Source organism: Kitasatospora sp. NPDC091257 (assembly GCF_044757675.1).
In the GTDB taxonomy this organism is placed as follows: domain Bacteria; phylum Actinomycetota; class Actinomycetes; order Streptomycetales; family Streptomycetaceae; genus Kitasatospora; species Kitasatospora lactacystinica.
In genome coordinates, this window is the sequence record NZ_JBIVVI010000095.1 from 1 (window position 1) to 13,320 (window position 13,320).

Annotated in this window: 12 protein-coding genes and 3 pseudogenes; 6 read left to right on the plus strand and 9 right to left on the minus strand. The window is 69.4% G+C overall.

Going from position 1 to position 13,320, the window contains the following annotated elements; genetic code table 11:
• Positions 1–114: 114 nt before the first annotated feature.
• A pseudogene (locus ACIQOV_RS06895) lies at positions 115–249 on the plus strand (YccF domain-containing protein); the annotation flags it as partial.
• Here the strand turns inward: ACIQOV_RS06895 and ACIQOV_RS06900 are convergent.
• The 3 genes and pseudogenes from ACIQOV_RS06900 to ACIQOV_RS06910 form a co-directional block, all read right to left on the minus strand.
• The gene (locus ACIQOV_RS06900) at positions 212–598 is read right to left on the minus strand and encodes a transposase (protein WP_401045776.1); all 387 of its coding nucleotides are present in this window, start codon (positions 596–598) and stop codon (positions 212–214) included. The pseudogene ACIQOV_RS06895 and the gene ACIQOV_RS06900 overlap by 38 nt on opposite strands.
• Positions 541–1,059, minus strand: a complete 519-nt coding sequence (locus tag ACIQOV_RS06905; protein WP_401045747.1) for a hypothetical protein — start codon at positions 1,057–1,059, stop codon at positions 541–543. Before ACIQOV_RS06905 ends, ACIQOV_RS06900 begins: the two co-directional genes overlap by 58 nt.
• Before the next feature lie 33 nt (positions 1,060–1,092).
• A pseudogene (locus ACIQOV_RS06910) lies at positions 1,093–1,203 on the minus strand (hypothetical protein); the annotation flags it as partial.
• Between the two features lie 902 nt (positions 1,204–2,105).
• Between ACIQOV_RS06910 and ACIQOV_RS06915 the strand changes: the two are divergent.
• Positions 2,106–2,444 (plus strand): hypothetical protein, encoded by a 339-nt coding sequence (locus tag ACIQOV_RS06915; RefSeq protein ID WP_401045750.1) that lies wholly within the window; start codon positions 2,106–2,108, stop codon positions 2,442–2,444.
• A 76-nt stretch (positions 2,445–2,520) separates the two neighbouring features.
• Here the strand turns inward: ACIQOV_RS06915 and ACIQOV_RS06920 are convergent, their stop codons facing one another.
• The 4 genes from ACIQOV_RS06920 to ACIQOV_RS06935 form a co-directional block, all read right to left on the minus strand.
• On the minus strand, positions 2,521–3,570 hold the full coding sequence (locus ACIQOV_RS06920; protein ID WP_401045753.1) for a hypothetical protein: 1,050 nt from the start codon (positions 3,568–3,570) through the stop codon (positions 2,521–2,523).
• A gap of 709 nt (positions 3,571–4,279) precedes the next feature.
• Positions 4,280–4,792, minus strand: a complete 513-nt coding sequence (locus ACIQOV_RS06925; RefSeq protein WP_401045754.1) for a hypothetical protein — start codon at positions 4,790–4,792, stop codon at positions 4,280–4,282.
• Positions 4,793–5,192: 400 nt separating this feature from the next.
• Positions 5,193–5,357 (minus strand): hypothetical protein, encoded by a 165-nt coding sequence (locus ACIQOV_RS06930; protein ID WP_401045757.1) that lies wholly within the window; start codon positions 5,355–5,357, stop codon positions 5,193–5,195.
• Positions 5,358–5,485: 128 nt separating this feature from the next.
• A complete protein-coding gene (locus tag ACIQOV_RS06935) occupies positions 5,486–6,883 on the minus strand; it encodes an FAD-dependent oxidoreductase (RefSeq protein WP_401045760.1) in 1,398 nt (465 codons plus the stop codon).
• Positions 6,884–7,224: 341 nt separating this feature from the next.
• On the opposite strand from ACIQOV_RS06935, the gene ACIQOV_RS06940 reads away from it, so the two are divergent.
• The 4 genes from ACIQOV_RS06940 to ACIQOV_RS06955 all read left to right on the plus strand — a co-directional run bounded on the left by ACIQOV_RS06940 (position 7,225) and on the right by ACIQOV_RS06955 (position 11,824).
• On the plus strand, positions 7,225–8,169 hold the full coding sequence (locus ACIQOV_RS06940; RefSeq protein ID WP_401045763.1) for a terpene synthase family protein: 945 nt from the start codon (positions 7,225–7,227) through the stop codon (positions 8,167–8,169).
• 69 nt (positions 8,170–8,238) lie between these two features.
• Positions 8,239–9,813, plus strand: coding sequence for a prenyltransferase/squalene oxidase repeat-containing protein (locus ACIQOV_RS06945; RefSeq protein WP_401045766.1), 1,575 nt, complete (start codon positions 8,239–8,241; stop codon positions 9,811–9,813).
• An 81-nt stretch (positions 9,814–9,894) separates the two neighbouring features.
• Complete coding sequence (locus ACIQOV_RS06950; protein ID WP_401045768.1) at positions 9,895–10,749, plus strand: SAM-dependent methyltransferase; 855 nt, start codon at positions 9,895–9,897, stop codon at positions 10,747–10,749.
• 481 nt (positions 10,750–11,230) lie between these two features.
• A complete protein-coding gene (locus tag ACIQOV_RS06955) occupies positions 11,231–11,824 on the plus strand; it encodes a DUF5655 domain-containing protein (protein ID WP_401045770.1) in 594 nt (197 codons plus the stop codon).
• A 180-nt stretch (positions 11,825–12,004) separates the two neighbouring features.
• On the opposite strand, the gene ACIQOV_RS06960 is transcribed toward ACIQOV_RS06955, so the two are convergent.
• On the minus strand, positions 12,005–12,664 hold the full coding sequence (locus ACIQOV_RS06960) for a DUF317 domain-containing protein (RefSeq protein WP_401045773.1): 660 nt from the start codon (positions 12,662–12,664) through the stop codon (positions 12,005–12,007).
• Between the two features lie 35 nt (positions 12,665–12,699).
• Positions 12,700–13,320, minus strand: a pseudogene (locus ACIQOV_RS06965) (hypothetical protein); the annotation flags it as partial.

Below are 13,320 nucleotides of genomic sequence, written 5' to 3' on the forward strand. Positions count from 1 at the left end.
CTACCCGAGACTGCGTCCCGGACCGGACCCTGAGGAACAACCCCTAAGGGCGTAGACACGCCCACCGGCGGGCATGGCACGGTCGTAGGGCAACGCCATCGGTCGTGAGAAGCAATAAGGTTCATCCTCAATGTCATCTGGTTGATTTTCTGCGGCATTTGGATGGCACTTGCCTACACGCTCGCCGGAATCATCTGCTGCGTACTCATCGTCACGATCCCGTTCGGAATGGTTCGTCCGCGCTCAGCATCACGCGGGGATCAACCCGTCCTTCGATTCGCATAGGCGGGAGCAGGTCGAGGTCAGGCACCGGTACACGTTCAACCCCCGCGAGCGTCAGGTCCAGCTCGGCCCAGATACCTTGCGCCACCCACTCGTTGAAGTACTTCGAGGCGGTACTCGTCGAGCCGTACTCCTCGCGGAGCTTCGGCCATGAGACACCGGTGCGGGCCTTGGCGAAGATGGCGTCGACTGAGCGGCGGACGCGGTTGCCCCGACCAACAGGGAGCAGATGGGAGAGTAGCGACCACTGCTCGTCCGTCAGGTCAGTCGCCGGGAGGGCTGCCTTGGCTTTTTGTACCAGGCTTGGACGGTGCAGGCTATGCCACCGGTGCGGACCGGCACCGGGCCGAGGATGAAGACCTTCACATCGAGCAAGTCGAGCACTTCCGTCTGCTCTTCTGCCTTCATTTCTGCAAGCTGATGGCGGGCCAGGTTGGACAAGGCTTTCAGATCACCGGCCCGGCATTCGGCCTCCTCGACCTCGACCATCCACGCGTGGGCCTCGGCACGCATCTCCTCCAGCTGCCGTAGCTCTTCGCTCAGGGTCGCGGTCGCAGCAGCGATGGCGTCCGGGGACTGTTGCTGCTTGGCAGCGGCCACGATCACCGCAGCTATTGAGGCTTTCATCGAGTCTATTTGACGGTCGAGGTCCACGATTCGCTCGGCGTGGGCCTCCTGGTTGCCGTCGGACATACCGACCCACTCGGCCGCCAATGCCTCCAGCTTCTTCGAGTCGCCAAGCAGAGTGACGACTTCGGACCAGACCCGTTGCTCCACAGCCGCGGCGTCGATGTACGAGCAGCTGCACACTCCGCTGCCTGGCACGGTCTCAGCCTTGCCGCTGCACCGGTAGTTGCGTCGGCCATACGAGAGCGACTCCCGGCTGATCCCGGTGTACGGCGAATCACAGAGGCCGATCAGCCGACCCGTGAGCGGGTAGACCGCTCGGTTAGGGCTACTTCTCTTCGCCCGGGCGGAGACCTTCCGGCGAAGAGTCGCGCCTGGTCCTCGGACAGAACACGAGGGAACGAGATTGTCACCGACTCACCCCAGAGCGGTTGGCCGTCCACGTCGATCTTGGTACGACGGCTCGGCTTCGCCCCGTAGGCCCCCCCGTCGACGGCAACCAGCACCACGGGGGCTCCGTCTTTGGTCTTGATGCAGGGCTCCACCATGGCCCAGTAGTCGGTGTCTTCGCCGTAGGTCTCGCGTGCGGAGCGTGTATGGGGCGGGGCCGCTGCGGATGCCGGCGTCGGCGCGATCAGCCCCCCTGTCAGGAGGGAGGTGGCCGCGGCCGTCAGGGCGAGCAGATGGCGCATCGCGTGTGGAATGCAAAGATCAACGACCTGCCGTGTCGATCGGACACGCCCGACGCGGATGGCGGTCATCAACCTGACCGAGACCGGCGGCGGCGTGGTCACTGAACTGCCCTGCACCGCCGTCGCCTTCTCCGGCCGCGGCGAGAACACGTAAACGTTCCACTGCCCCGGCAGGAAGGTTTACGACCCGATGTACCTGCGTTGCATCGAGCCGTAGCCGACTGTGTATGGGTGGAGGGATCCTGGGGTGCCTTTCTAGCGGGCCAGGCGGAAGGGCGTGGCCGTCCGTGGCGTGATCACCGGCAGGTGGTCGACGGTGTGCTCTGGCGGTTGCGGACGGGGGCACCCCGCGGCGTGGCCTCCCGGAGCGGTAACTGCCGGGGAGTCCTGTCGTCCAGTGCCGTCAACCCGGCAGCGTCGGGTTCAGTCTTCCGGTCGGGTTGCCCAGTTGGTTCGTGTGGAATCAGGACGATGGCAGGAGCCGGAACCCACTGAGGAGACCTGATGACCAGTAAGAGCCTGCGTACCGCAGTCACGATGGCGGGCGTATTGCTCGCCGCCGGCGTGTTCGGGGTGGCCACAGCGACCACGGCTGCGGCAACGACCACCCAGGTGGTCGCCGGGCCCCAGAGCGACCCCGGTAAGACATCGCGGGCCACCTGCCCGAACGGCACCCACCTGATCGGCGGCGGCTACGACTGGTACCCGGCGCTCAACAGGGGCGGAGGCATCCTCGACGGGGAGGCCCTGATCGGCAACGGGCCCAGCCAGGACGGCAGGGCGTGGGTCACCCAGGCCCGCCTTGGACAGACCAAGGCCTGGGCCCTCTGCGAGACCGACTGACTGATGGCCTGAGGCCAGCTACGCTGCGACGTGACGGTCGGGAGGGTCGGGGAGCAGCGGGCTCGCGAACAGCCGTCTACTGCACGGCGGGCGTCGAATCCGCAGTGGAGCGTGGGCTGTGGTCGCAGCTGGCCGCGACCTGGGCGGCGTACGGTGCGAGCCGCTCGCGCAGCACCCTCTGGCTTCTGCCGGTGAGGTAGAGGAGCTGGTTGATCTCGCGGCCGATCTCGGCGTAGTCGGCTACCCGCAGGCCGGTGCCTCCGTCTCGCATCAGCGGGCTCAGTTGGGCCTCGCCTTCGGTGACTTGTGCCCACACGAGAACGGAGGCCGCTGTTCGGACCTGGTCGCGGGCGAGGCTGCCGGCCAGTCCGTGGATGAGCTCCGACCAGTGCTCCTGGGGGATGCTCCATACGGAGAACGTGCGGCGGCGGCGTGCGTAGTCGACTCGGTCGGGGTCGGCTTCGAGTTCGGCGGCGATGGCTTCCACTCCCGCCTGGAACAGCTGCCAGGTCGCGTCGCCTGGGCAGCGTTCCCTCAGCAGGTCCAGGGAGGTGCTGGCGTATCCGCGGGGCATGTCGAGGTTCGCCGCGCAGTCGGCCCAGGTGCCGCCCGCTGTCATCTCGACGAGCTTCAGCGCTGCGGCTCGCCGTACGTGCTTGCCGTTGGCGCGGCTGGGAGCTCGCAGCTGGGCGGGGAAGGCTTCGAGATGGTGCTCGTACCAGGCTGTCGGGATGATCTGGGGGACCTCGGTCCGCGTGTAGTGGGTGGCTTCGCGGGAGGGCACCAGGAGGCGGACCCGGGCGTGCTTGCGGCGCCCGGCTGCCAAGAAGGCCCTGTCCTGGCTGGAGAGTGCTCGGGTGAGGGACTCGGACATCGGCTGGCGGCGGAGCACACCGGCGAATCTCAGCGGCTCGCGCTCGCCGGCTGCGGCGGCCAGGGGATGGACGGCCGCGCGGAGCTGTTGAGGGTTGCGGTCGGCGAGCAGTTGCTCGGCCCGCAGCAGGAGCGCGCCGCAGGCAGCGGCCGTGGGCGGCGGTCCGATCACCGTGAGCCCGTGCTGGCCGGCGGGCCGTCTGGCAGCATGGTCCTGAAGCGTGGTGATGTGCTCGGCCAGTGCGTCGTCCATCGGTGATGTCCTCGGTCGGCTGAGTACTGCTGCGGGCCAGGAGATCGTGATCAGTTTGGCGACGGCGACCAGGTCGTTGAAGTACGACGGCCCGTCAGGGTGGGCGGAGTCCGTGGACAGGTGCTCCTGGATTCGTACTGCTTGGAGATCTTGGCACGCTCGCGCGGCTCATCCACGCGCCTGTCGGCTCGACCTCAACGGGAACTCCCCGTCGTCGGGGGGATGTTGATCTGCCCGGAAGTCGATCACCTGTCGGTGCCGTGATCCCGAGCGGTGGCGACTTCACGGACCCGCCCATCAACCGAGTCCCATTGAAGTCGATCTTCCGGCATCCGTTCCCACACGCGTCGCGTGACTCCCGCACAGCGAACCCGGACCTTGATCATGCCCAGAACAACCTATGACATGTGTGACCGGGTATTCACGGAGCGTAGTCCCGTGGCTGGTTTTCACGCCTCGCCCGGAGCCCCGGTGCCCGCCTCGACCTGGCCCCTTCCGCTCACGCGCTCCCCGCCACCCTCGCGGACGCACCTGCCGGCGAAGCACAAGCCCGATGGACCGCCGAGCAGGTCCCGGCCGGCCTCGCCACCGACACCCAGGGCCTGAGACACTCCGCGATCCCGGACTCACAGCCCGACCGTGGCGGCGGTTCCGTCCGTGATTGACCAAGCCACGTCCATCCCGGTCCCGCCACCATCCCCACTGAGCGTCAGCTCTCGGCCCAGTACAGGGTGGGGACGAGCGTTGGATTGCTCTGGTAGAGCAGCTCCATCACCGCGTCGTAGTCAAATTCTCCCTGCTTGAAGTTGTTGACGATGAGCCGGGCATCCTTGCAGAACTTGGCGTCCTTGGAGTTGAAATCACCGAGCCACCAGCTCTCATCCAGGATGAGCGGACGATAGCCCTTCTTGCTGGCCGGGTCCGTGATCGCCTCGAGGAAGGCCGAGCCTTTGCTGAAGTCCTTCCCGGGCAGCAGCCAGAAGACTTGCCTCTGCGCTTCTTTGTGCAGGACGAGTGACTTGAATTCCTCATCGAATTCGAGGTACCTGGTCGGCAGGCTCCTGGCTTCGAGCATCTCTTCTCTGCTTGCCGGGAAGAGCCAGCTCCTCTTTGATCCGAAGAAGAAGATGCAGCTTTCGAGCACATCGGCAGGAATGGACTTGTACTGCTTCGAAAGAAAGGTTGCGCTCAGAAATACATAGCGCCGGCTGTCGTCGTTCACGACTGATCCCCTCATCCTCGGTTGGACTGCTGTCGCTCAGCTCTGCCCTGGGCGATAGCAGGGAAACATCCGAGTGCTGATGTCACCCGTTCGAGTGATCCGCAAGAGCCTGGTCGGCGCCCCCGCGCAACGCTGGCTGCCGCCTGGGCCAAGGAGGGCGACCGGGAGCTACTCGGGAGCGAACAGGCGGGCCCCGCAGCCGTTGGTTCCGCCCCGGGGGCTGGCTGGGTGTGCCCACCTGCGAGGCCGTCGTCCACTTCGACTGACAGTTGGGGCACATTGCCGTTCGGGCGACCCCTCACCGCAGCAGCGCCAAACCAAGACCATTCCTCAACGCCAGTGACTGGGTGGGCCGTGCCGAATGCGAGGGCGCGCCCGGCGCTCGGGTGTGGGGAGCGGGCTAATCGGCTGCTGCCTGGATGACGTCGTCGATCTTGTAATCCGGAACCTGGATATCCAGCGACTGGTCCACCGGTGCGCCGGTCGGCGAGGTGGCCGCCTCCTCGGCTCCGGTGGAGGCTGCCGGGTCGATGTCGGAGGTCTGGTCGGGGTTGGTGTCGGACATGGTCTCTCCTCTGGGTCGTCGTCGGCATGTACTGGCTGGGCTCACGGCGGAGCGGGCGGCACGGGCGGAGCGGGCGTGGGCCCCGGCCGCTGGACACACCCGGAGCATTCGGTATCGCTGATTCGCGGTCAAGGGGTGGCATTGGGGCAGGTGCAGGTTGCCTGGTGGCGGGGAATGGAGGGCAGGGAGGCGAGTTGGGCCAGGGCGCGGGGGGAGGCGAGGGTGGCGGGGCTGTCGAGCATCTGCAGGGTGCGTACGAAGCGGCGGTACAGGCCGGGGTGGTGGGGCAGGCGCGCGGTGAGGGCGGCGAGGTAGCCGGTGGCGAGGCGGCTGGTCAGGGGCATGGTGGTGTCCTGCCAGGCGCGGTCGGTGGCGGTGTTGAGCAGCCAGGGGCTGCGGACCTGGGCGGCGGCGCCGCGTTGGAACGCGGGGCCCAGGCCGTCCAGTCGCCCGGTGCGGGCGTGTCGGGTGAGGTGGTTGTCCAGGAGTCTGCTCTGCAGGGCGGCGACGGTCATGCCCTGGCCGTAGACGGGGTTGAAGGCGCAGACGGAGTCGCCCAGGGCGATCAGACGGTCGGGCCAGTTGCGGACCCGGTGGTAGGGGTGCCAGCGGTTGATGGTGGTGTGGGTGCGGTGGATGGGGCCGGCGGGTTCGCCTTCGTCGATGATCCGCAGGAAGTCGGGGTTGCGCAGGTCGGCGGCGTAGGCGCGGAATCCGTCCTCGTCGTCGGGCAGGGTGATGCCGGCGGCCCCGATGAGGCCGATGAGCCACTGGGTGGGTGCGATGCGGACGGCGACGGCGCCGCGTGGCGAGGCGGGGGCCATGGTGGGCTGGTAGGAGGCGTTCCAGTCGCGGTCGGGGTCGGCCTTGAGGGTGTACAGGCGGGAGGCGTAGCTGGCCCGTGCGTCGACTTCCAGGCTGTCGGGCAGTTGGTGGCCGGCATCGGTGAGCCAGTGGGGAAGTCTGCTGCCGCGGCCGGTGGCGTCGACGACCAGGTCCGCGCTCAGGAGCACCTCGTCGCCCTCCCCGCCAGGTGCTCGGCCGAGGGGGCGGGGACGGACCGCGACGCCGATTTCGTTGCCGCCGCCGTTGAACAGCAGGCGTTCGACGCGCAGTGCGTCCCGGACCGTTACGGCTTCCAGGGCTGTGACGCGCTCGCGCACGGCCTGTTCCAGGACGGTGCGGGCCATCAGTTGGACGTCGACCCCGACCGGGGTGCGCGGTGCCCAGCCGGTGGGGAACAGGATCCGTGTGGCCTGGGCGAAGTCGGCCACCGGGCAGCCGCGGGCCAGCAGTTCGGCCCTGATGCCGGGGAAGAACTCCTCCAGCTGGGCGGCGCCGCGCGCGAGCAGGGCGTGCGGGTGGTGGGACTGGGGGACGCCGGGCCGGGCCTGCGTCCCGGGCGCGGCGTCCTGCTCGAGGATCGTCACGTGGCGGAAGTGGCCGGTCAGGACGCGGGCGGCGAGCAGGCCCGCGTAGCCGCCTCCCAGGACCAGGGCGCTGTCCCACGTCACCGTTCGCGTCATCGTGATCCTCTGTGTGCCGGGCTGTGGTGTCCGATGGGCCGGCAGCGGGTCGAGCGGCTTCCCTCAGCCGTGAAGCCGGATGGTGCCGGTGCATCGGGTTCGCGCCCGTCGGGGACGGATGCTGCCGTCCGTGCACCCGCGAGTTGCCGGTCGCCTCACCGTAGACAGCAGAGTTGACGGTGGATCATCAGATGCCGCAATGCGGCCGGAAGCCGACGGGCAGTCGGGTGGCGATGTCCCGTTTTCACGCAGTGCGCCCCTGTCGTCGGCGTCCGGCGCGCGGCCTTCTCGGGCCGATTGGGCATCTATCCCGGTTGACGGCGGTCTGACAAGATCGGCGCATGAGTGACACGCCCTTGGCGTCTTCGGATCCGGTGCCCGAGGCGTTGCTGCGCTGGGCCCGGCGCGAGGGTCTGGTGGCCGATGCCCGCCAGGAGCGGCGCCTGGCGGCCATGCGCCTGGAGGTGCTGGCCGGCCGTGCCCTGCCGGACGGCGGCGCGGCGGAGGTGCTGCTCACGGCCCAGTGGGCGGTGTTCATCTGCTGGGTGGACGACCGCATCGACCGTCACGGCCTGGGATCGGTGGCCGGTGAGCTGGAGGCGTTCACCGCGCCGCTGCGCCGGGTCCTGGGCTCCGAAGCCGGGCCGTTCCCGCAGGCCGGGGGTGTGCACACGGCGGCTCTGGCCGGGTTGTGGGGGCGAACCGCCACGGGCATGCCCGCCGGCTGGCGGGCGCGCTTCACCGCCGACTACACCGACTTCCTGGACGCCAGCGAGCAGGAGGCGACGCTGCGGCGCCTGGGGGTCCGGCTGCCGCTCGCGGACTACATCGACCTGCGCCGCCGCACGATCACCCTGCTGCCCCTGCTGGACGTCCTGGAGGCGACCGGGCACGCCCTGCTGCCGCAGGACCCGCGGATCGACGCCCGGGTCGCGGACCTGCGGGAGGCGTTGGCCGACATCGCCGGGTGGGTCAACGACCTGGCGTCCGGCGGCGAGGACGAGGCCGCCCGCCAGGACAACCTGGTCACCGCCATCGCCCGGCAGCACCGCTGTCCCGTGCCGAAGGCCCGGGCGCAGGCCGCCGCCATGGTCGAGGACCGCCAAAGCGGATTCCGCTCCACCGCCCGACTCCTGCGCACGACCCGCGGTCTGACACCGGAACAGGCACACCGGCTGCACCGCTACGTGGACCTCGTGGAGAGGTTCCTGTCCGCCACCGTGCACTGGCTCGCCGGCACCGGCCGCTTCACCTCCGACCTTCACCGCGCGACGCCCCAGCGCTGACACCCCGCCCTCCACGAGCCGGTCCCGTACCCGCGGGCCCGCACCCGACGATGACCGGAACGGACCCAGATGCGACTCGCTCCCCTGCCCGCGAGCCTCCCCCGCTGGCCCGCCGCCGCTTTCCCGACCGGCCTGTCGAGCGCGACCGCCGCCTTGCGCACCCGCCTGCAGGAGCGGCTCGGCCCGGACGGTGCGCTGCGCGATCCGTGCCGCAGCCGGGTCCTGGAGTCCGCGCTGCTGCTGGTCCTGCTGGACCGCACCCGTCTGGAGCCCGCGGCCCGCGCCCGTCTGGCCGGCTACCTGGACGCGCACCGCGACTCCCGCGAACCGCTGGACCGGCTGCTGGCACGCGCCGCCCTGGCCGGCCGCCCGGTTCAGGCCGACCTGCTGGACGTGGACCGGTTCATCGCCCTGGCACCGGACTTCACCGGCCAACGCAAACGCGCCCTGCTCCAGGCCGTCCTGGTGCTGCTCGGCGACGCTCCCCAGCCCGTGCCTCCCGCACCGCAGGCATTCTCACTCCACGGCCTGCACAGCTGGGCACGCGTCCAGGTCACCGCCGTCAAAGCGATCCTCGCGCACGCCCACCAGGCAACCGACCAGATCACGGCACCCGAGGTGGAACTGCTCCGGTCCACCCAGCGCGCCGGCCGCGTCTGGGAGGGAAACCTGCTCATCCACCTGTCGGTGCTCCACGCCCTGGCCCCCTTGCCCGGCGGCCACCGGCTGGTCGCCGAGGGGATACGCACCGCGCTGGCCCACCAGCGCGCCGACGGCGGGATCCCGTTCATCTGCGACGAGGACACCTGGGTCACCGCCACCGCCGGACTGGCCCTGCACGCCGCAGGCGCCGAACGCCCCGTCCTGGACCTGGTCGCCCGCCGCCTGCGCCACCTGCAACACGACGGCGGCGGCTGGTCCTACACCGAACACGCCCAGCTCACCGACGTGGACTGCACCTCGGCCGCCATCGAACTGCTCCACCTCGCCGGCCCCCAGGCCCACCGCAGACCGATCCACCGCGCCGTCAGCGCCCTGCTGGACCTGCGCGCCCCGGACGGCGGCTTCCCGACCTACCTGGCCGCAGCGCCCTCGGAAGCCTGCATGACCGCAGCCGCCGCCAACGCCCTGAGCACCCAGGGCCCTGGCCGGCGCCCGGCCGTCGACCAGGCCCTGGAATTCCTCGCCACCCAGCAGCACCCCGACGGGTCCTTCCCGCCGGACTGGAGCAGCAGCCGCCACCAGACCGTGTTCCGTGCCGTACTCGCCGCCTCCCGCGCTCCCGGTCCACGCGAGGGGCCTGCCCACAGCATCACCCGCCGGGCCATCGCCCTGACGCTCGACTCCCAGAACCCCGACGGCGGTTGGGGCCGCCAGGACGGCGACCCCAGCGATGCCCTGAGCACCGCCTACGCCCTGATCACCCTCACCGCCCACCACGACTCCGCGCCCGCAGGCCGCGGGGCCGCCCACCTGCTCGCCCAGCAGCGCCCCGACGGGTCCATCGCCGGTATCCCCGACTGCGTGGGCCCGCGCCCGTTCGGCTTCAACGTCCCCGTCCTCACCGACATCTTCTCCCTGCTGGCCCTGGGCCACCTCAGCGCGCGCCTGACCCCCGCACCCCTGGAAGCACAACGAACATGACCTGCCCCGCAACCACCGCCCGCGCCGGGCCCAGCGGACCACCTGACCCGCACCGCAACCACCACCCGCAGAGGAGTCACCATGGATGACCAGCAAAACACCCGGCCGCTCGCATCGAGCGAAGCAGTGGGCAGCTTCTACGACCAGATGGAAGCGTTCTTCGACTCGATCTTCGGAGAGAACATCCACTTCGGACTCTGGGACGAGGACGAGAAGTCGTCCATGCCCCACGCCCAGAACCACCTGACGGACCGCCTGATCGACCTGCTGCAACCCAAGGACGACCAGTACATCCTCGACGTCGGCTGCGGCACCGGCCACCCCGCACTTCGGCTCGCCGCACACACCCGGGCCAGAATCCTCGGAGTGAGCATCAGCACCACCCACGTCACCCGGGCCAACGCGAAAGCCCGCAGCGCCGACCGGTCCCCACAACTGGACTTCGTCCGGGCCGACGCCATGCACCTGCCCGCCGAATCCGGAACCTTCGACGCCGCCTGGGCGATCGAGATGCTCTTCCACGTCCCCGACCGCCTCCAGGTCCTGCGCGAAATCCACCGCACCCTCAAGCCCGGGGGACGGATCGTCCTCACCGACTTCATCCGAACCGGCCACCTGACCGACGACGACTGGAACCTCCTCACCCAGGGATTCGCCTTCTCCACCCTGCTGACCGCCGACACCTACGCCGACGCCATCACCCAGTCCGGCCTCGAACTCGTCAACGTCCACGACGTCACCGCCCAGACCCGGCAGAACATGCACTGGATCCGATCCCGCTACGCCGACGAACGCGAACACCTCGCCACCCACTACGGCCAGGACTTCATCCAACAGATGGACCAACTGCTCCCCGTCGGCATGTCCATCTACACCGACAAACTCGGCTACGTCATCGCCGAAGCCCGCCGCCCACTCGACCCCGAGCACCCATAACCGCCGCGCACGGACCGGGATGGGACAGCCGAGGCAATCCGCGCACCATACCGGCGGAGACCACTTTCTCCGCCGCGTCGGATTCCTCCAGCCCTGGACGCAACCAGGACCTTGCTCCCTTCGAACCCCGCGACCGCCCCGACGGCCAGAGAGAGCGCCCTCGAAGTGAGGACGCGCTCCCCTCGTTGGACCGATCAGGGTCCCGCGAAGCCCCGCTGCCGGATGGCCTGAAGTCAGGCGAGGGTGTCCCCGGCCTTTATGTTGCCGCGCTGGACCACCCACTACTGGTTTCAGCGTCCTGCGCTTCGATCGCATGCTGCAACGGAACGCACCAGCCAGGAGGAAGGCACCTCCTTCCTCCCCAAGATCATGTACCCAAGTGACAAGTATCTCCCGTAACTAGGCACGTCCAGAGCAGACCAAGTTGACACCTGCGCAGGTCGGGGCAGCGCCCCGGTGACAACTACGTGCGGCAGTCACAGTGACGCAAAAGCTGGGCCCGGAGGTCGCCCAGTCGGTCGACTGGACGAGCCCGCGGATCATCTGCGTGGCCGCGGAGTTCAGCCGGTACGACCAGCACGCCGTCCGCGAGATCGATCGCCGCATCGACCTTGTCCGGTACCGGCTCTTCGGTGACGGCCTGCTGTCGCTCGACCTGGTGGCCTCGACCGCCGGTTCCGGCGCTCGGGCGGCACGTACGGGCACTGCCGTCGTACCGACAGCGCGCTCGACGGTCTCCCAGCGGCCGGCCGGCGCGGCGACAGCTGTGCGGGAGCTGTACGCGGACTTGGACGGACGGCTGCTGGATCTCGGGGACGTGCACAGCGTCGAGCTGCAGCACTACGTCGCCTACCGCCGGGGTCGGAACTTCGTGACGGTGAAGGTGCTCTCCACCGGACTGCGGCTGTACCTCCGTCTGGCTCCGACGTCCGTGGAGCTGGAGCCCGGATTCACGCGCGACGTCTCGGGCATCGGCCACCACGGGACCGGTGACCTGGAGGTGCGGGTCGGTTCCGTCGACGACCTCGACCGCGCGATGCCGCTGCTTCGTGCCTCCTACGAGGCGGTTGCGTAAGCGCACCCGAACAGCCCGGGTTTTCCTGCCTCGGCGGGAGAACCCGGGCTGTTGCGTCCCCCGCCGACCGAGCGGCACGGGCCCACGGGGCGGTGGGCGGACCCGGCCCTCGGCCGGTTCGATGAGCAGAAGGCTCTTCGCCTGGCAGGGAGGCGGGTGGGCAGCGTCGACCGGGGCAAATCAGCCGGTCGCTGGCATCTTCAGGTACCAGCCTTCCTTCTGTCCAGGGCCCACGCTGCCGCCGCTGATCACCCAGTCAGTGTCCTGGTGGCCCGGCTTGATCCAACGGGAAATGCTGGCCATCTCGCCGTCCGGCGCTGTCCAGCAGAGCAGGCGGCGGCTGCTGACGCTGTTGTCCCACCCGGAGGCGATCACGTGGTTGAGGGCCTCGACGTTGGGGAAGGTCGGGCGGAGCAGGCTGTCCGGGCTGGAGGCGAGGGTGGCGGCAAGGGCTTCGTGAAGGGCGGCAACCACCTCCGGTGGCGTGCGGCTGTCCGCCGAGGACCACCACCGTTCTCCGCCAGGTCCGGCCTGGTAGTGGGCTGTTGTCCAGGCAGTCCCGGTGCTGTCGGTCCTGGCTCTCGCGCTTACTCGCGCGCACGGGCTGGTGTACACCGTTGCGCCCCCGGGTCCCTGGATCACCGTCCAGCCTCGGTCGCGAAACGGCGCTGCGCACCATTTTCGCGGGTTCACTGCCACAGCTGCTTCGCCCAGTCGCCCCGGGGGCGGTAGGAGCGGCCGTTGCCGACCTCCTGCACCCCGCCGGGCCGGCACCACCCCGCCCTCCAGCGGCGGCCCGATCAGCGCGCCCAACCGGTCCAGCATCTCCTCGACATCCATGTCCACTCCTGTCGGCCGCCAGCTCTCGCCGGAGGCTATTTTCCGAGGTTCACGAGTCCGGCCGGGCCGTACCTGGCGTTCTCCACCGCCGTCGACGCGAAGTCCCGGTACGCCCCGGTGGTGGCGTCCCACGCGTAGAGCGCCATGTACCACTTGTACGGAATGGTTTTGGTGCTGCCGGTGCTGCTGTACTGCGGACGCACGCTGTACAGCACACAGCCCCCGTCCATGCTCTTCCCGGCCCTGGTCTCGAAGCTCCGCATGCTGTTGGTGATGGTGCCGCCGGTCGCCTGGTTGATATTGGCCCCCAGCTGGAAACACGGCGTCAGGTTCCGCTCGTCCGCCGTTCCGCCAGCCATCTTCGGCACGGAGTGGCAACGGGCGATGGTCTGGTCCGGGGCGAACCCGAGGGCGCTGGCCCGCGCTTCGGCGTCCTTCCAGCCCCGGATGGTGCCGGCCGCTTTCTGGCCCCTGTTCTTCGAGTCGGGTTTCCCCTGGAGACAGGCCCGGACTCCCCGGTTGCGGCCCTGGTCGTCCGACGGCAGGTAGTCGACCCATCCTCCGCCGTCCAGGTCCGTGGCACCCGAGGGCTTCAGGTCCTTGCAGGCGCTGACCCTCCGGTCGCCGTTCCCCACGGGGGTCGGGTCACCGTGTCC